This is a genomic window from Flavisolibacter tropicus, from assembly GCF_001644645.1.
GTDB lineage: Bacteria > Bacteroidota > Bacteroidia > Chitinophagales > Chitinophagaceae > Flavisolibacter > Flavisolibacter tropicus.
The window spans coordinates 383,814-401,509 of record NZ_CP011390.1 but is presented as its reverse complement, the minus strand read 5'-3'; the positions used below and the strand labels follow the sequence as shown (position 1 = coordinate 401,509).

14 protein-coding genes are annotated in these 17,696 nt (G+C 40.0%); 6 read left to right on the top strand and 8 right to left on the bottom strand.

The window, feature by feature from the left end; all coding sequences use genetic code 11:
• Positions 1-3 precede the first annotated feature (3 nt).
• Both SY85_RS01650 and SY85_RS01645 read right to left on the bottom strand, forming a co-directional pair.
• Positions 4-2,466, bottom strand: a complete 2,463-nt coding sequence (locus SY85_RS01650; protein ID WP_066401482.1) for a penicillin acylase family protein — start codon at positions 2,464-2,466, stop codon at positions 4-6.
• A 205-nt stretch (positions 2,467-2,671) separates the two neighbouring features.
• Complete coding sequence (locus tag SY85_RS01645; protein ID WP_066401481.1) at positions 2,672-3,328, bottom strand: protein-L-isoaspartate(D-aspartate) O-methyltransferase; 657 nt, start codon at positions 3,326-3,328, stop codon at positions 2,672-2,674.
• Between the two features lie 60 nt (positions 3,329-3,388).
• Here SY85_RS01645 and SY85_RS01640 point away from each other — a divergent pair, with 60 nt between their 5' ends.
• Positions 3,389-4,012 (top strand): methyltransferase family protein, encoded by a 624-nt coding sequence (locus SY85_RS01640; protein WP_066401480.1) that lies wholly within the window; start codon positions 3,389-3,391, stop codon positions 4,010-4,012.
• A gap of 962 nt (positions 4,013-4,974) precedes the next feature.
• Here the strand turns inward: SY85_RS01640 and SY85_RS01630 are convergent.
• A complete protein-coding gene (locus SY85_RS01630; protein ID WP_066401478.1) occupies positions 4,975-6,699 on the bottom strand; it encodes a phospho-sugar mutase in 1,725 nt (574 codons plus the stop codon).
• Positions 6,700-6,779: 80 nt separating this feature from the next.
• Here SY85_RS01630 and SY85_RS01625 point away from each other — a divergent pair, with 80 nt between their 5' ends.
• Complete coding sequence (locus SY85_RS01625) at positions 6,780-7,763, top strand: DUF2279 domain-containing protein (protein ID WP_158512924.1); 984 nt, start codon at positions 6,780-6,782, stop codon at positions 7,761-7,763.
• On the opposite strand, the gene SY85_RS01620 is transcribed toward SY85_RS01625, so the two are convergent.
• Entirely contained in the window at positions 7,760-8,269 is a 510-nt protein-coding gene (locus SY85_RS01620; RefSeq protein WP_066401477.1) for a phosphoribosyltransferase family protein, read from the bottom strand. The two genes, SY85_RS01625 and SY85_RS01620, sit on opposite strands and share 4 nt — an antisense overlap.
• Before the next feature lie 44 nt (positions 8,270-8,313).
• On the opposite strand from SY85_RS01620, the gene SY85_RS01615 reads away from it, so the two are divergent.
• Positions 8,314-9,639: a 4Fe-4S dicluster domain-containing protein gene (locus SY85_RS01615; protein ID WP_066401476.1), complete on the top strand. Its 1,326-nt coding sequence runs from the start codon at positions 8,314-8,316 to the stop codon at positions 9,637-9,639.
• 86 nt (positions 9,640-9,725) lie between these two features.
• Here the strand turns inward: SY85_RS01615 and SY85_RS01610 are convergent, their stop codons facing one another.
• The 3 genes from SY85_RS01610 to SY85_RS01600 all read right to left on the bottom strand — a co-directional run bounded on the left by SY85_RS01610 (position 9,726) and on the right by SY85_RS01600 (position 12,225).
• Positions 9,726-10,187 (bottom strand): hypothetical protein, encoded by a 462-nt coding sequence (locus tag SY85_RS01610; RefSeq protein ID WP_082886252.1) that lies wholly within the window; start codon positions 10,185-10,187, stop codon positions 9,726-9,728.
• 235 nt (positions 10,188-10,422) lie between these two features.
• Positions 10,423-11,133: a LysE family translocator gene (locus tag SY85_RS01605; protein WP_066401475.1), complete on the bottom strand. Its 711-nt coding sequence runs from the start codon at positions 11,131-11,133 to the stop codon at positions 10,423-10,425.
• Between the two features lie 45 nt (positions 11,134-11,178).
• The gene (locus tag SY85_RS01600) at positions 11,179-12,225 is read right to left on the bottom strand and encodes an ATP-grasp domain-containing protein (RefSeq protein ID WP_066409216.1); all 1,047 of its coding nucleotides are present in this window, start codon (positions 12,223-12,225) and stop codon (positions 11,179-11,181) included.
• Positions 12,226-12,409: 184 nt separating this feature from the next.
• On the opposite strand from SY85_RS01600, the gene SY85_RS01595 reads away from it, so the two are divergent.
• Together SY85_RS01595 and SY85_RS01590 are read left to right on the top strand one after the other, a co-directional pair.
• Positions 12,410-13,192: a (Fe-S)-binding protein gene (locus tag SY85_RS01595; protein WP_066401474.1), complete on the top strand. Its 783-nt coding sequence runs from the start codon at positions 12,410-12,412 to the stop codon at positions 13,190-13,192.
• Between the two features lie 46 nt (positions 13,193-13,238).
• Complete coding sequence (locus SY85_RS01590) at positions 13,239-13,748, top strand: hypothetical protein (RefSeq protein WP_066401473.1); 510 nt, start codon at positions 13,239-13,241, stop codon at positions 13,746-13,748.
• On the opposite strand, the gene SY85_RS01585 is transcribed toward SY85_RS01590, so the two are convergent.
• A complete protein-coding gene (locus SY85_RS01585) occupies positions 13,745-16,165 on the bottom strand; it encodes an outer membrane beta-barrel protein (RefSeq protein WP_066401472.1) in 2,421 nt (806 codons plus the stop codon). The genes SY85_RS01590 and SY85_RS01585 overlap by 4 nt on opposite strands.
• A 109-nt stretch (positions 16,166-16,274) precedes the next feature.
• Here SY85_RS01585 and miaB point away from each other — a divergent pair, with 109 nt between their 5' ends.
• A complete protein-coding gene (gene miaB / locus SY85_RS01580; RefSeq protein WP_066401471.1) occupies positions 16,275-17,696 on the top strand; it encodes a tRNA (N6-isopentenyl adenosine(37)-C2)-methylthiotransferase MiaB in 1,422 nt (473 codons plus the stop codon).

Below are 17,696 nucleotides of genomic sequence, written 5' to 3'. Positions count from 1 at the left end.
TAATTAGGCTTTTGAAAAACTCATGGTCCATTTAATACGCTTGTCGTTGATTTCAGTGGGCTTCATCATCCATAAACGATAGTACTGACCTGACACCCAGGTATCAACAAACGCATCGTAATATTTACTACCAGGGTTACCACTTTGACCACCAGGGTAAACGCCATAAGCTTCCGTCTCTGGTGTTAAGTGTACGATCATGCGCCAACTAGGTCCATGACTATGGGTCATTGCATTGATGGTATTATCCCAACCTCCTACTTTTAAACCGGTGCGGGCAAAGGGCATCACTGAGTTTTTTAGCAAATGATAAACTGTTGGATTCTTGTGTTGCCACCAAACCAGCTTGTTGTCAATCTCGTCTTTACGTAAACTAGTTGCAGCTAATTTAAAAGCCTTCACTACTTGCACATACAGTGTTTCTTTTTCAGCTGTATTGATGTCATCAATATAACGGAAAGCAGAATCTCTTAATAATGTTTCTACCAAGGTTTGCTCGTTAGGCAAGTACTTAGCATAATCCAAAGGTTTAGGGATAGCAATTCTATTAAACTCATCTTTCCAGATCACGCTTTTCAGGCTATCCAGCCACGTTTGATAAATAGTTGGCGCTTTAGAATCGGCAGTGGCATAGTAGTTCCAGCCTTTCAATTCTGCCAGATACCCCCTTTCATTTTCATCCAGCTTTGTTTCATCCGTGTATCTTATTAGTAAGGGAAGAATATCGGCTGCTGTAGGACTATACACGTCGTTTTGCAATGCCATCATGTCTTTGGGTGTAATACCCTGCATAGCTTGCAGCTTGTTCTCTAGTGCAATACCCCTTGCCGTTATATAGTTACCCGGAATAAAATAGGGATAAGAAGAATCTACTGGACGCTGATTAGCACTTTCTATATAACCACTAACAGGGTTGACAACATGTGGATTCTCTTCCTGAGGAATAAATCCTTGCCACTCATAACTGGAGTCTTCACCTGGCATTACGTAAAGCCCTTGTCCTTCCCAGCGGGCCGGAAACTTACCTTGTTGCCACAAGGCAATATCACCAGTCTTTGAGGCAAAGATCATATTCTGCCCAGGCGTGCTAAATACCTTGATGGCTTCTTCATAATCAGCATAGCTCTTTGCTCTATTGAGTTTAAACCACATCAAGCCTTCATTAGAAGGATCGTGTGCAGTCCAACGTAAGGCAATGGCCTTTGTACCCGTCTCTTCTTTTGTAAAGCTTTCATCATACATTACAGGACCAAAATGTGTATAGGCCACTGTATCTGTGAAATCAGGAGCACCTTTGATCTTAAAGGTTTCAATACGTAATGTGGTAGGCTGCCACGTTCCATTATACCAGTACTCTTTTTTAGACGCATCTTTAAAGCGAATGGCATAATAATCCTTTACATCGCGCTGGGCATTGGTAAATCCAAAGGCTATATTGTCGTTAAAGCCAATGATAATGTTAGGAGAACCTGGGAAGGTCGCGCCATAAGCATTCATCGTAGGCGTATGCAACTGCATCTCATACCAAATGGAAGGGAAAGACAAATCCAAGTGAGGGTCATTACAAAGTATTGGTGCTCCACTGGCCGTTTTTGTTCCACTTACAGCCCAGTTATTACTACCATTATTAGGATTAGGCTTAAATTCTTCTTTTACCTGCACAGTAGTATCCTTTTCAAAATACAAGGAATCAGCTGTTGCTGGCTTTACTGGTGTAATACCAGGTGCTGCAAAGGCAGTGCCTTTAGGTACTATAGGTAATAAGGAGTCAGGTACTTGAGGAAACAATTGTTTCATCTCATCTGTACTGAATATAGATTTCGCATTGGTAAATTCCAGGTCTCTGTCAAAACCAGCCAGCGTCTTGGTCATTTGCTTAATGAATAAAGCTACTTTTAAATTGCTCCAAGGCTCAGGCTTATAACCTAATAGTTTATATTCAATTGGTAATTGCGCATCCGATAGAGAATTAATATACGCATTCACGCCTGCTGTATAGGCAGAAGTGTAACTCATGTTCTCGGGGTCTTTTTCCATTTCCTTTAGCGCATTCTCAGCGGCATACACCATACCGAGGCGGCGCTGTTCACGGTCAAAACGTAAAAACCGGGGATCATTTCCCAGCTTCTCGCTAACACGACCAGCAGCAGCCAGCGTTTGAAACTCCATTTGCCATAAGCGGAACTTAGCGTGTAAAAAGCCTTGGATGAAATAAGCATCCTCATCATTGTCGGCAAATACATGCGGCACTAGACGCTCATCCATATACACTTTAGCTTTGCCTTTCAATCCCGGGAAAGTCAGTGATTCATTAAAATCCTGATCAGCAGGCTCAGCATTTTGCCAAAAACCATGCTGCGGGCTCAGGAAGCGACCCATAGCAGGAGCAGCGCCCCAGCGCTTATCCAAGGCAAAGATCAGTACAGCGGTAATAAGGGTAGAAATTATAAAGGGTACTATGCGCATAAGCAATTAGATGTACCGGATAAAAGTAGTTAATAATATGAAAAGCCACCATCTTTACTAAAGAGGTGGCTTAGTTTTATCAGCAATTGGTAATCGACAATCGGCAATCCATATTCCGAATATCCCCAACTATGTAATTTTTTACTTCAGTATACCTATCGATTCCCGGTTCCCGATTGCCGATCAGGTATTTTATTAGAGTTTTCTAGTCATTCTTGCCTACAAGCATTGGCACAAATGAGAACTGGTCAAATACTTCTATTTTCAGCTCGCCATTTTCCAGCTTAGTAATCCGTTTCATAACCTGTACATCACCTATACCTTCAGGAATTACCATCATTCCACCTACTTTCATCTGCTGAATCAATTTCGGTGGTATTTCCGGCGCTGCCGCAGTAATAATTACACGGTCAAAAGGCCCAAAGGTTGGCAATCCTTCAAAGCCATCTCCATAAAAGAATTTAATATTGGGATACTTACGCAGGTATTGGAAGGTTTTGTTGTAATCAAAAAGCTTTTTCTGCCGCTCAATAGTGTAGACCTGCACCTGCAACTCTGCCAGTACGCTAGCCTGGTAAGCACTGCCGGTACCAATTTCCAGTACTTTCATAAACGGCTTTACTTCCAGCAGTTGTGATTGGTAAGCAACCGTATACGGCTGCGAAATAGTTTGCTCTTCCAAAATAGGAAAAGCTCGGTCTTCATAAGCCACCTCATCAAAGGCACTATCAAGGAAAAAATGGCGGGGGATATTATTGATAGCCTCCAGCACTTTTTCATCCTGTATGCCCTTTTGCCGAACAACCTCTACCAGCTTCCGGCGCATTCCTTTGTGGCGGTACGTATCTTCAAACTTCCTCATCCGGCAAATATAAATAGCGGTATGGCCTAAGATTTTTTGTAATTCAAGTATTTTTAATGTATGCTAAAGCAACACCTGATCTTAGGCATAATGTGGATAATTTTCTGTGTGTTGCACAGTATTCTGGCTAACGCCCGGTTTAAAAAATGGATAGCCATTAAAGCGCCTGACTTTTACAAAAATTACCGCTTCTGTTACATCCTCTTAGCCTTTGCTACCCTAGGTGTTGTTATCGATTATCAATTACAAATCTCTTCCCCTTTACTATTAAAACCTTCAACTACTTTTCTTGTTCTTGGGTGGACTATCATGCTAACAGGCGCCTTTGTAATGTTTATATGCATCAAAAAGTATTTTCTAAACCTTAGTGGTTTAAAAAGCCTTGTGGCGGAAGAAGTCGTAGCCAATGAGCTGCGTATTGATGGGGTACATCGCTTTGTGCGTCATCCCTTATATCTGGGCACTTTTATTTTCATCTGGGGACTACTACTACTCTATCCGCATTGGTCCTTACTGATTGCCAATAGTGTTATTACTATCTATACCCTCATTGCTATCCGGTTTGAAGAGCAGAAGCTTATTGAAGAGTTTGGGGAAGCCTATATTACTTACCAAAAGAAGGTGCCTATGATTCTCCCAACCCTCACGCCTTGGCATGCTAGCCCCAATGCTCATGAAACCTAATGTACAAATAATCAAAGATTTACATAAGAATTTTACCTTAAAAGCCTAATCTCATCCAGCTAACCCTTCTTTCTAATCCCTTTAATCCGCTATCCAAAAATCAGCCATCGGCCATACTACCTTGCCTACTCCTCCATACTACCTTCACTACCACTCCGCTGTTCCTTCACTGCTATGCCTCTACACCTTCAGGGTTACTCCGTATCCACTTCATGGTTACTCCGTATGGAAGCCTAGGTAACTCCGTATCAGGTCCATACTAACTCCGTATGAAGTCCGTACCTCACCCGTAGCCGATCCTTCGGCCGATCCCTCGGCCCCTACCACCACCGTATATCAGTCTATAAAAACCCAGTAGAAATAGTAAAAAAGTGTAATAAGAAAGGTTGGAAATGCCCCAAAGAGAAGAGCCCTAAAGATACAAAACCACTCCCAATCATCATTCGTTAGTTCGTGTACCTTGCGCATTGAACATTTCCTCCCTTCTATATTCATCATTCCTTGTTCCTTATTCATTATTTATTAGCTAATCTTCACATCAGCTAATCAGCTAATTCTCCCTCTCTCCCTTGTCAACTTTAAACCTGTTAACCTTAATCAGCCATCCTCACATCATCCATTCTTCTAAACCCCAATAATCCGCGGTCCAGCGCAAAGCACTCCACTTTTGAGACCAAAGGCCTTGCTGGGTTTGACTTACCGCTCAACGGGTAAAATGCCGTATTCACCGATTATCTCTAGTATTTGTGGAGATTTATTCGTCAATTTGTATCAACAAAGACGCTGATAGTTTACTATATATAAAGACATTAAGTCCATCCGCCTAAAAAGAGGAAGTGCTCCACCTAAAGAGCACTTTTTTTATTGTCTGAACTACGATTTGAGTAGATTTTAAAGATGATAGAAGAAAGAAAAGTCCGCAAACACTTGCGGACTTTTTCATATACAAAGTTCTATACTAATTAAAGGCCGAGATCTTTAATGATGTTTTGGATCTTTTCATCCAGTTGCTTTTGCACCTGGGGGTATTGATCTGCTGAAGCCAACGGTGCATTTACACTGAAGTAGAATTTGATCTTTGGCTCTGTTCCAGAAGGACGTGCACTTGCCTTGCTACCGTCTTCCAATACAAATTGCAATACATTCGACTTAGGCAAGGAAATAGGTGTAGTCTGACCTGTCTTTAAGTCGGTAGCTATTTGCTTCTGATAATCAAGCAACTGCGCTACTTGACCTCCACCTAGCGACTTTGGCGGATTAGTGCGATAGTCTTCCATCATTTGTGCAATTTCCTGCTGACCATTCATGCCTTTCTTCGTAATGGAAATCAAATGCTCTTTATAGCAACCATATTGTACATATAGATCTATCAGTTTTTGGTACAGACTTCTGCCTTTTGACTTCTCATAGGCTGCCATTTCACACAATAGTGCTACAGCAGAAATAGCATCCTTATCACGGATCTGTGATCCTATCATTAACCCATAGCTTTCTTCACCACCAATGATATAATTTTCCTTGCCTTCTTTCTCCTTAATGAGTTCTGCAATCCACTTAAAGCCAGTAAGTACATTATAGCAATGCACACCACTGCGCTGAGCTATCACATCAATCATATTGGTAGTAACAATGGTTTTTACCACCATATCATTGGGCTGTGCCAATCCCTTTTCTTTACGGCTTTCAATCATGTAATTAAAGGCCAATACAGCGGTTTGGTTACCATTCATCAATACCCATTTTCCGTCATTGTCTTTAATGGCAATGCCTACCCTGTCGCTGTCTGGGTCAGTGCCCAATAAAATATCAGCATCCAGTTCCTGAGCTTTTTTCAAGCCAATGCTCATAGCCTCGCTTTCTTCCGGGTTGGGGTAAACGACAGTTGGGAAATTACCATCTGGAGTAGCCTGCTCCTCAACAATGTTTACATTTTCAAAACCAAAGGCTTTCAAAACAGGTGGTACCATAGTGATACCTGTACCATGTATAGGCGTATAAACGATTTTCAAGTCTTTTTGCTGCTGAATGATCTCTGGATAAACGCTCAGGCCCTTAACCATTTTAATGTACGCCTCATCGATCTCTTTACCGATCAGTGTAATATTAGCCTCACCACCATTCCATTTTACTTCATCTACACTGTGGATCTTTTCTACTTCAGCTATTACATTTTTATCGTGTGGGGGTACCAGTTGTCCTCCATCAGTCCAGTAAGCTTTGTAGCCATTATACTCTTTGGGATTATGGGAAGCCGTACATACTACACCGCCTTGGCAACCTAAATGCCGGATGGCGAAAGACAGCTCCGGTGTAGGGCGCAGGTCTTCAAAAAGAAACACTTTAATGCCATTTGCAGCAAATACATTGGCAGTGGTTTCAGCAAAAAAGCGGCTATTGTTACGGCAATCGTGTGCTATAGCTACTTTTATTTCCTGACCAGGAAAACTGGCTTTCATATAATTTGCAAATCCCTGAGTAGCCATTCCAACCGTATATTTATTCATGCGGTTGGTGCCTACACCCATAATTCCACGTAAGCCACCCGTTCCAAATTCAAGGTTTCTATAGAAAGCATCCGCCAGGTCATCACCTCCCTTTTGCTGCAATGCCCTGATTTCATTTTTTACATTTTCATCATAATTTCCATCTAACCAGCTCTGTACTTTTTGCGCAATTGCTGCATCCATAAGTGTTGATTTCTTTTAAATTGGTTTGTTGTTTAAGGTAAAATCTGTTACGAATTTACAAGTGTCTGTACATTTGGCACGTGAAGAAATGGATTCTACCTATTTTTCTTTTGGCGTCCGTATCAGTCTGGAGCCAGCAATCGGCGACTATAACAGCACCGGTTACGGTTACAGTATCGGACACCTCTTCTATTGCCAATATACACAACACCTTTCTTCCTAATTATAAAAGTCGCAAAATACTAATAGCTGGCATACATACAGCAGCTTATACCGGAACTTTACTTCTCCTAAGCCAGGCTTGGTATAAAGATTACCCCAAAACAGCCTTCCACACATTCGATGATAGTAAGGAGTGGTTGCAGGTAGATAAAGTAGGACATGCATGGACAGCCTATAATATTGCCAAATATTCTACAGAAACCTGGGAATGGGCCGGCTTTCCACATAAAAAAGCAGTAATGCTGGGTGGCTTAAGCAGCTTAGGTTACCAAACCATTTTAGAAACACTTGACGCCCACTCTGCCGAATGGGGCTGGAGCTGGTCCGATATGGCAGCCAATGCAGCTGGGGTAAGTTTGTACTGCCTTCAAGAATGGGGCTGGCAAGAACAGCGTATACAATTTAAATTCTCGTCACACCCTTCAACCTATTCAGGTGACGTGAAAAACCGGACGGAGGACTTATTTGGGAAAAGCTTTCAAGAACGCCTACTTAAAGATTATAATAGCCAAACTTATTGGATGAGCTTTAACCTGAAGTCTTTTGCCAAGCAAAGCCAATTGCCCGCTTGGTTAAATATAGCTATCGGCTATGGTGCACAAGGGCTTTATGGAGGTTTTGAAAACACGGCCTATGGTAAAGATGGGTCTGTAACATTTGACCGGCGCGATATCCCCCGATTACGGCAGTGGTATTTTTCCCCTGACATTGATTTTACAAAGATAAAAACCAGGAAACCTTTGGTACGTACCATGCTATCCTTGCTTAATATGCTTAAGATGCCTGCACCTGCACTAGAGTTTTCAAATGGCAAAGTAAAAGGGCACTTCCTTTATTTTTAATGCAGCCAGGCACCCGTAATTTGATCACCCTCCGTTTCTACAGAAATATGCTCTTGCAATGTAGTAGCCACGCTAAGACCAACATAATCGGGCTGAATAGCAAATAACTTGTGGCTTCTCTCTACCAATACAGCCGTCTGAATCTTTTTAGGCAGGTTGGTAATAAATGGTTTTAGGCCATATAATAAAGTTCTTCCTGAATTTGATACATCGTCAACAATTATCACTACCTTATCGTTTATATCAATTGGTGTGCTTAATTGAGCATCTAATGGCTGTTTCTTATTTAATTGAATCACCACTTTACTCAATTTCGTAGGTACAACCTGCTGCAGTTCCTCAATTAGCTTTTGTGCTAATAATTCTCCATTACCATTGATACCAGCAATAATCAATTCCTTTTCATCTGCATTCTGTTCAGCAATCTCCAGCGCCATGCGCTTTAGTTTTCTTTTTATAGTTTCTGAAGACAGAATACAATTCTTTTGGCTATTATTTGACTGCATCGGTTATTTTTACAACGTTTATTTAGCAAATCTAACTTCTGTATATGCATCTGGCCCAACAAATTTTATTTATTCTATTAGCTGCCGTCGCTATTTGGATCTTCGCAAAGAAAGTTTCTTTCATTCGCCGCAATATCAATATGGGCAGGGATGAACAGTTTACAGGAAATTCCAGCGAGCGCTGGCGCAATACTTTGTTGATGGCGTTTGGCCAGAAGCGCATGTTTGACAAGCCTTTTGTTGGTCTCATGCACTTTATAATATATGCGGGCTTCGTAATTATCAATATTGAAATTCTGGAAATCATCCTTGATGGTATTTTTGGAACACACCGCTTATTTGCACCCTTCCTTGGTGGTTTTTATGGCTTTGTGATCAATTTCTTTGAAATACTTGCCTTTGGTGTTTTATCGGTATGTGTTGCGTTTTTAATACGCCGTAACGTGATGCGCGTTGGCCGTTTGAATATGCGTGAGTTAAATGGCTGGCCGCGTAGTGATGCCAATTTAATCCTGACTTTTGAGATTGTTCTCATGACCTTGTTCCTCACAATGAACGCTACTGACAAGGCATTACAATTAAAAGGTGCAGAACATTATTTACAAACAGGTGATTTTGTTGTTTCAGGTTTTCTGACTCCCCTATTTGAAAATTTTTCGGTAAACACACTGATTGCTATTGAGCGCACCTGCTGGTGGTTACACATTGCAGGCATCTTTGTTTTCTTAAACTACTTGCCTTATTCAAAGCACTTACATATTGTTACGGCATTCCCTAATACCTATTATGCAAGATTAGACCCTCAAGCAAAAATGCAGAACATGCCGGAGATTCAGCGCGAGGTATTGTATGCTATGCAACCAGAGACCATTCCTACAGATGCACCGGCTGAAGAACATAAACGCTTTGGTGCTAAAGATGTAATGGATTTGAGTTGGAAGAATTTGTTAGATGCCTATACCTGTACTGAATGTGGCCGCTGTACAGAAGCTTGTCCGGCTAATAAAACCGGTAAGTTATTATCACCCCGTAAGGTCATGATGGATACGCGCGATCGCATGGAGGAAATTGGTAATAAACGCGATAAAAACAACGGTACGTTTGAAGATGACGGTAAGACATTGTTGTATGACTACATTACTACTGAAGAACTTTGGGCCTGTACTTCTTGTCAGGCTTGTGTACAAGCTTGCCCTGTATTGATCAACCCTTTACATATTATCAACCAGCTTAAACGTAACTTGGCGCTTGAAGAAAGCAAACAACCAGCTGAGTGGAATGGTATGTATAGCAATATTGAAAATAATTTCGCTCCTTGGAAATTTAGCCCAGATGAAAGAGCAAATTGGGCATTTGAGATGAATAGCTAAACGTACTTGTAATTATAAGTTTCAAGCTTTAAAAGCATCATAAAAAGTAATAGCCAGTAAATATTTACTGGCTATTACTTTTTATTTTAATCTTCTGAAAGTAGCCATTTCCAGGCATCAGTAATGTTATAGAAGGTTTGAATTAATGAAGGCAAAGGAGCGTTTTTAATCGCTTCATCAGTAGAAACTTGGCTTAGCCTACTGGGCGAATACACCCAGGCAAACTTTTTCAGGCCAGAAGCTTCCATGCGCGGCAGCCAGTTGGCTCCAACCCATTCAGCTGCAGGAGTCCAAATGCCAACAATCCTTGTATTATCATTTAAAACCTTAGAAACTTTATAAAAAGTTAGCGCCTCTAATATTTTCTCACAACCTTCCATAATTGACTTCTCTGTTTGATAACCCAACCAATCAACATACAACCAATGATTAGGATCATACTCAATAGTAAGAAAGTCGTTATGGAAAAAATAGAGCTGCTTTTTCTTTCGGTTTTCTAGTTCTTCCTGGAGTTCTTTATAAAAATTAATCTTATTAAGATCATTCATTTCGGATGTAAAGGTTTTTTGCTTAGAGATAAGCTTAAAACAGAAAAACTAATGGTCAGTGTGATCAGCAAATTTTATTCCTGAACCATAATTCTTCATTAAACCCGAATTAAAATAATATTAGAAGTGAATGTAAAGGGCCTAGAAAGCACGACGAACTTATGTAAAGCTGGCTCCTATCTAGTTTTATTTTAGATACCACTTTTTATTACTAGCCGCCTGTAAATATTTAGGATTATAGATCTTTATTGATATGCTCAACTTCTTCCTCAAAAGGCTTTGTAATCTCCTCTGGATGCTCCATTTGGTGTTCTGTATCCTTCTTTTTAATCATTTTCCAGGTCTGTATAAGGGCTGTTAAAGCAAACACACAACCAATAATTATTTGAATCAATGATTGGTTATTATTAAGATGTTCTCCTATTAACTTTCCTCCAAAGATGAAAACACAGTTACCCATCAATGTTCCAAGGCCAATACCTACAATGTATAAATTATAATGACTGTTTTTAGGCTCCAATATTTTCTTACTGAATAATACAGTACTCCACCCAAACCAGAAAGGTATCTGTACCGGATTCAAGGCACTCATAAATAGCCCCAACCAAAAACGGTTAAGGGTACTGCTTAGAATCACATTCTTTTTAACGCCTGGATGAAAGGCTGCATAAAAACTGGAAACGGCTAATGCCAAAACAATCAGCAAGGTTACCCATTCCAATACTTTAAAAAAATGCTTTTGCTTACGCACCCAATCCATTGCCACCAACGAAATCCTTACATAAACCATTTCGGCAGACAATGAACCTAAGGAAAATAAAAGAGCAGGCATCAGGCCATCGCTTATGGATATTTGCATGGCAGCAATATTCAATGTCCCTAATGGCAATGAGCCCAGAAATGAAATAAAAAGCCCTGTCAGTAATATGCGGATGAGTTTAGCCATGCAAATGATAAAGGGTTTCGAAAATATGGTTTTCCAATGAATTACTTAAACCAGGGCATCTACCCTTTCTAATTCAGCAAAATGTTTTTTGGCTTGTTGTAAGTAACGCCAGCCTTTCATAAAAGGCCAAGGACGAATGCCTTTTGCGTTATTCTGTGCTGAGATTTCGTATAGCACCTTCCAATGCTTCAAAATTTCTACATGCGCTGCTCGTAAGTTATACCCTGAATTATAGACGTGATTGGGCTCTGCACCACTACCATTATACTCTAAAATAAGATAGTTCTTTCCTGCCTTTAAATCCTCCAGAGAAGTAGCCTTTAGGTCGTAGCGGCCATAGAAAAAATGTTTAGAATAAAGATTCAGCTGGTCAAATACCTGGTGCAAATCCTCATCAATTTCATTATGAAGATTAATAAAGTTAGCTCCTCTGTTTAAATTAGCCGCTAGTGTCAAATAGAACTTTTGCCCATTCGGAACAACCAGATCCAACCGTTCTTTATGCCAGGCTAATAATTCCTCTATGCGGTGTTTTGCTTTAGGATGTTGTTGAATCAATACCAACAAGCTATTAATTCCATCACCTATTACATGCATCGGTTCCTTCTGCAAAAAGCCTGTAATTACACCTTTTTCTTGATCAGGATAGCGATAATAAAAAACGCTAAATTCAATTGGGTAATCCACTAATGCTTGCACAAGGTACTCTGCCGGCATGTGCTCGTGATAAGCCTTCAGTTGTTCTTCCTTTTCAATTTTTCGAAATAAGATACCACTCATACCTACATCCGGTTTTACAATGAATGGGTATTGAAAACCTGATTCTGCTATATATTTCTGAACCTCGCCAAAGGTCATAGATGGCTTAATATAGATCGTTTGGGGATACGAACCTGGTGGCAATTGCGCATACATCTCGTGTTTGCCTTCTCCTTCAAAACCACCAAAGGTTAAAGTAGGATTGGATGGTGTAAAAAACCAAAAGGAGCCACTGCGAATGCAATACAACAACCATTTAGGTGTAATAAAGAAATAACGCATCCAAAAAGGCCAGAGTTCCCAGTTTTTCCACTTTTCCAAAAATTGTTTCATAGTATTCCCAGACTGGCAAAAATAGAATTTAATCAGTTTTGCCTTATAAATGAGGGTTTTAATATTTGTTACTTTCGATGAAAGCAGTAAAAAAGAAGGTATCATACCAGTTTTCAAGTTTATCTGAATACTTTTAGACAGAAAGATTGCAATCCTTTACTTTTGAGTTGAAAACTAACAATTCATGCAGGTACGTTTTGTTTCCGAACTAATAGCTAATGGTGAGTCTCCTGATATTTTGTTTTGGGTGGGTTGTGCAGGCAGCTTTGACCAGCGGGCACAAAAAATTACCAAGGCCTTTGCTACCATTCTGAATAAAGTAGGAATGAACTATGCTATTTTGGGTCCGGAAGAATTATGTACTGGCGATCCTGCACGTAGAGCGGGTAATGAATTTTTGTTTCAAATGATGGCGTACCAGAATATTCAAACCTTGAATAATTATGGTATTAAAAAGATTGTTACCACCTGCCCTCACTGTTTCAATATTTTCAAAAATGAATACCCTGAATTAGGTGGTAATTATGAAGTAATTCATCATACTACGCTCCTTCAGCAGTTAATTGACGAAGGCAAGATCAAACTAAAAGAAGGCGATAGCTTTAAGGGAAAACGAATTACTTACCATGATAGCTGTTACCTGGGCAGAGGTAATGATATTTATGAAGCACCTCGTAAGGTTTTAGAGGCTCTGGATGCTGAATTGGTTGAAATGAAGCGTTGCCGTAAGAATGGCTTGTGTTGTGGTGCCGGCGGTTCACAAATGTTTAAGGAAGATGAACCTGGTAAAACACGCATTAATTGGGAGCGCGCCAATGAAGCTATTGCTACCGGATCTAATATTGTGGCTTCCGCCTGTCCTTTCTGTAATACTATGATCACCGATGGTGTAAAAGCTGCTGAGAAAGAAGCGGATGTACAGGTAATGGATGTGGCCGAGCTAGTAGCAGCCAGTTTACAAGACTAATTGATCTTAACGAACCTTTTGTCCTTCAGGTCTTTAATTTTGCAACATGAATCTGGAATACAAACACTTATTGCCTGAAGACTTCTCTCCTTCCAGCCGCGTATGGATCTATCAAAGCAGTCGTTTATTTTCTTTAAGCGAGGCTTTTGATATTGAGGATGCTATTAACAAATTCTGTGAAGAATGGCGCTCCCACGGCGCAGATGTAAAGGCGTATGGTAATTTGTTTTTTGGCCAGTTTGTGGTATTAATAGCCGACGAATCTCAAGCTGCTGTTAGTGGCTGCAGTACCGACAGTTCTGTACGTTTTATAAAACAATTGGGTGAGCAATTCCATGTAGACTTCTTTGACCGTACTACACTTGCCTTTATCATAAAAGATAAGGTACAGCTATTACCACTCGCTCAATTCGGCTATGCAGCTGATAATGGTTTTATCAATGGCGATACACTTTACTTCAACAATCTGGCTGCTACAAAAGAACAGCTGGAAAACAACTGGCTCATCCCGGTCAAAGATTCATGGTTAGCAAGAAAGCTAAAAACAACGATCTAACTGTTTTTGGGAGCTAGGGCTTTTTGAAGTTTCTGTTTATCCTTTTCAGATGACTTTGACTTTTTAGCCATTTTATTAAAGATATAGCCAATAGTTAAGCGAATATTTCGCGAACGTGTTGAATTGTAATTCTCAATAGTAAAGTTCTTTCCATACGTAAAACTGTGGTTCTGTTGTTGTCGGAAAGGATCAATCACATTTAAAGTAGCTGTCATCTTTTTATTAAGCAGTTTTGCCTGGAATCCCAGATTCATACTTAAACTGCTTCGCGCAGAACCTTGTGGGCTCGCAAAGCGGTTGAAAGTAAAGCTACTCGTCGTATTGAATAAATCGGAAAAAGTATAATTCGCATTCAGATTCGATGTAAGCGAGCCACCATTTTTGAAATTGCGCTGTGTCTTATCAAATCCACTATAAATGTTGTAAGTATAGCTCGCACTTAGATTTACTTTCACTTTTTTACTTATAGTATACCCATTCCATGTGCTGAACTCATACTCCTTCTTTCCACTACTGTTTTGCCACATGATTTGTGTGGTACTGTCGTTTACTTGAGTGCGCACTTGATTAAATACGTCCTCAATGGTATTGAAGCCCATTCCAAGATTCGCATAAAACTTCTTTTTCGAAGTTCCCAATACCAGATCAAAATTATTGGTCAAAGAAGGCAATAAAGTAGGATTACCAGAGCGCAGGTTAAATAAGTCAGAAGAATCAACAATAGGGCTTAGTTCACCATTTCCAGGCCTCCGGATGGTACGACGGTATGATAAGGTTAGATTTAAGACATCTTTCCAACTTTTGTTCATGTTTGCAAAGGGCAAATAACTCCAATAAGCATTATTTACGTTTGAAGAAACCTTATAAAGGTTAAAATCGAAACTTGTTTGCTCAATAGAGACACCTGCCGCTGTACTAAAGGATTCAGACCATTTTTGTTTGATGGAGCCTCTTAGATTTTTTATCTCTTGTTGATATTTATAGGCATAAGTAAGGGCAGAAAGAGGCACCATTTTTCCACTTACAGCTTGTTTAAAATCTGCAACTGTTTGTATATGCGAATATATTTCATTCAAGAATGAACCAAAAGAAAGAAAGGTCTTTCGATTGCTTAGCGGCAGATCATAATTTAACCGGTAGTTCATTCCTTTTGAGAAATTATCTGTGTTTTGAAGCAGAAGAGAATCCTTTCCGTTAAAATTATATTCAGCATCCAGAAACTGCTGGTAAAAGTTCTTGTCATTTTCGTTTGAAGAAAGGCTGCCGTTTGCAATAAACCGCAACACTTCACCTGGCTTCTTACTGCGGAATGTATAGGTTAAACTAAGATTAGCGTTAAAATTCTCTCCTTCGTTTTTAACTACCCGGTGGCTTAACTGATAGGAAGGCATAAAATCAGTAGTAGCTTCAGAGTTGGCGTTATTACGGTTATAATTCAATACGGCATTTATAGAGTGCATCTTGTTGAATTCGTAATCAGCATTTGCCCTAAAGTTGGGACGCAAATTTTGACTTTCTGATTGACTTCTAGTTTCGTAATTTTTTGTTGTAGCCGTATAAAAGTTTTGCCTGATAGCATAGCTATTACTGTTATACTGATTATAACTACCACCTGCATTAATATTCATAGCAAACCCCTGCTTACGATAGTTATAATTTCCATTTAAGCTGGTTTCTCCTCTTGTGCCTCCTGAAAGAGTAAGGCGCCCGGATTTGCCTACTTTGCCTTTACGAGTGGTAATATTAATAACCCCACCTTGTTCATTGGCATATTGTGGAGGTGGGTTAGTCATCACTTCAATCTTTTCAATTGAACTTCCTGGCATCGATTCTAGTAAGTCTTGCAATTGCTGCTGGTTTAACTCTACAGGCTTATCGTCGATCAGTATTTTAGGTTCTTTACCACGTACCAATAACTTCCCATCTGGGTCTTTTGTAACCAATGGCACATTGGTTAATAATTCACTGGCATTGCTGCCTGCACTCAGGGCAGACTCACCTGCATTGAATGTAATATTCCCTTCCTTGCTTTGGATTAATGGTTTTTCAGCATATATAACCACTTCATTCAGGTTTTCGGCATTTCCACCTTTAAGGACGATATCTGATAAATTAAAATCAAAACGGTCTGGCCTGAAATAAATACTATCGATCGTCAATGCAGCTAACCCAACATAAGAAAACCGTAGTTTATAATGTCCAAAGGGTATGGCAGAGAAGGAAAAGGCGCCATCTTTGTCCGACGTTGTTGTTTTGGCTTTTGAGGTATCTGCAATTTGATATAAAGTAACGGTAGCTCCCTCCAAAGCCTTTTTCTTTTCGTCTAATATATTTCCCGAAAGGATACCTAAAGCATCTGTTTGAGAGTAAGCGGCAAATCTGATTAAAATCAAAAGAAAGGCGAGTACGAATTTCATGGATGACTTCAAAGATAGCGCGGTCAGAATAAAGTTTTCTAAAATATGACAGACTGTCACCTACTGCGCGTATATTGACTATCTTTGCCTCCAATTTTTTCTAAAGTCTATGTTTGATACAGCAACCAAAGTACATGACGAGACCCGGCAAGGTGAAGCATTCGCTCCCTTTGTGAATGATCCTATTGAGTACAAACGTCATTTTTATATAGAAAGCTATGGCTGTCAAATGAACTTCAGCGATAGTGAGATTGTAGCCTCAATCCTGAATGAAGAAGGGTTTGGCGCTACAAGGAATTTTGAGCAAGCCGATATCATTCTTCTAAATACCTGTTCTATTAGAGAAAAAGCAGAACAGACAGTAAGAAAGCGTCTTACTGAATTTAGAAAGCTAAAAAAGCAGAACCCATCCTTACTGGTTGGAGTTTTAGGATGTATGGCTGAGCGCTTAAAAGCTAAGTTCCTGGAAGAAGAAAAGCTAGTAGATCTGGTTGTGGGCCCCGATGCTTACCGTACGCTGCCTAAATTAATTACAGAGGCTGATGGTGGCCAAAAAGCAGTAAACGTTTTACTAAGCCGCGAAGAAACGTATGCAGATATTTCCCCAATACGTCTGAATAGCAATGGCATCACAGCCTTTGTTAGCATCATGCGTGGCTGTAACAATATGTGTTCATTCTGTGTGGTTCCTTTCACCCGCGGCCGTGAGCGCAGCCGTGATGTAGTGAGCATTATTAAAGAATGCCAAGACCTCTTTGATAATGGTTATAAAGAAGTAACTCTTTTAGGACAAAACGTAGATAGCTATTACTTTACCCCGGAAGCAGATGGTAAGCCTGTAACTTTTGCCAACCTGTTGGAAATGGTGGCACAGATTTCTCCTCTTCTGCGTGTACGCTTCTCAACATCACATCCTAAAGACATTACAGATGATGTACTGTACACAATGGCTAAATATGAAAATATCTGCCGTTACATCCATCTGCCATTACAAAGTGGTTCTACCCGGGTATTGCAAATGATGAACCGTACATATACCAAAGAGTGGTATATGGCTAAGGTAGATCGTATAAGAGAAATCATGCCCGATTGCGGTATAAGCTCTGATGTTATTGCCGGTTTCTGTACAGAAACAGAAGAAGATCATCAAGAGACCTTGCAAGTAATGGAATATGCCAAATACGACATGAGTTATATGTTCTTCTATAGCGAACGCCCCGGTACACTGGCACAGCGTCGCTATGAAGACGATATTCCGGAAGAGGTGAAAAAACGTCGTTTACAGGAGATAGTTACGCTACAAAACAAACTTTCTGTCGATAGTTATAAGAATGATATTGGTTCCACTTTCAAAGTACTAATTGAAGGAACATCTAAACGCAGCGACAACGATTGGATGGGACGTAACAGTCAGAACAAAGTAGTTGTTTTTTCAAAAGGAGACAATTCTTATCAACCTGGTGATTATGTATGGGTAAAAGTGAATGAAAGTACACAAGCTACCCTTCTGGGTGAAATCGTTAAAGCGTAA

What these genes read in the sequence shown, in the direction of transcription:
- SY85_RS01650 (WP_066401482.1), bottom strand. Translation starts at nt 2,466, where the DNA reads ATGCGCATAGTACCCTTTATAATTTCTACCCTTATTACCGCTGTACTG.
- SY85_RS01645 (WP_066401481.1), bottom strand. Translation starts at nt 3,328, where the DNA reads ATGAGGAAGTTTGAAGATACGTACCGCCACAAAGGAATGCGCCGGAAG.
- SY85_RS01640 (WP_066401480.1), top strand. Translation starts at nt 3,389, where the DNA reads ATGCTAAAGCAACACCTGATCTTAGGCATAATGTGGATAATTTTCTGT.
- SY85_RS01630 (WP_066401478.1), bottom strand. Translation starts at nt 6,699, where the DNA reads ATGGATGCAGCAATTGCGCAAAAAGTACAGAGCTGGTTAGATGGAAAT.
- SY85_RS01620 (WP_066401477.1), bottom strand. Translation starts at nt 8,269, where the DNA reads ATGCAGTCAAATAATAGCCAAAAGAATTGTATTCTGTCTTCAGAAACT.
- SY85_RS01615 (WP_066401476.1), top strand. Translation starts at nt 8,314, where the DNA reads ATGCATCTGGCCCAACAAATTTTATTTATTCTATTAGCTGCCGTCGCT.
- SY85_RS01610 (WP_082886252.1), bottom strand. Translation starts at nt 10,187, where the DNA reads ATGAATGATCTTAATAAGATTAATTTTTATAAAGAACTCCAGGAAGAA.
- SY85_RS01605 (WP_066401475.1), bottom strand. Translation starts at nt 11,133, where the DNA reads ATGGCTAAACTCATCCGCATATTACTGACAGGGCTTTTTATTTCATTT.
- SY85_RS01600 (WP_066409216.1), bottom strand. Translation starts at nt 12,225, where the DNA reads ATGAAACAATTTTTGGAAAAGTGGAAAAACTGGGAACTCTGGCCTTTT.
- SY85_RS01595 (WP_066401474.1), top strand. Translation starts at nt 12,410, where the DNA reads ATGCAGGTACGTTTTGTTTCCGAACTAATAGCTAATGGTGAGTCTCCT.
- SY85_RS01590 (WP_066401473.1), top strand. Translation starts at nt 13,239, where the DNA reads ATGAATCTGGAATACAAACACTTATTGCCTGAAGACTTCTCTCCTTCC.
- SY85_RS01585 (WP_066401472.1), bottom strand. Translation starts at nt 16,165, where the DNA reads ATGAAATTCGTACTCGCCTTTCTTTTGATTTTAATCAGATTTGCCGCT.
- miaB (WP_066401471.1), top strand. Translation starts at nt 16,275, where the DNA reads ATGTTTGATACAGCAACCAAAGTACATGACGAGACCCGGCAAGGTGAA.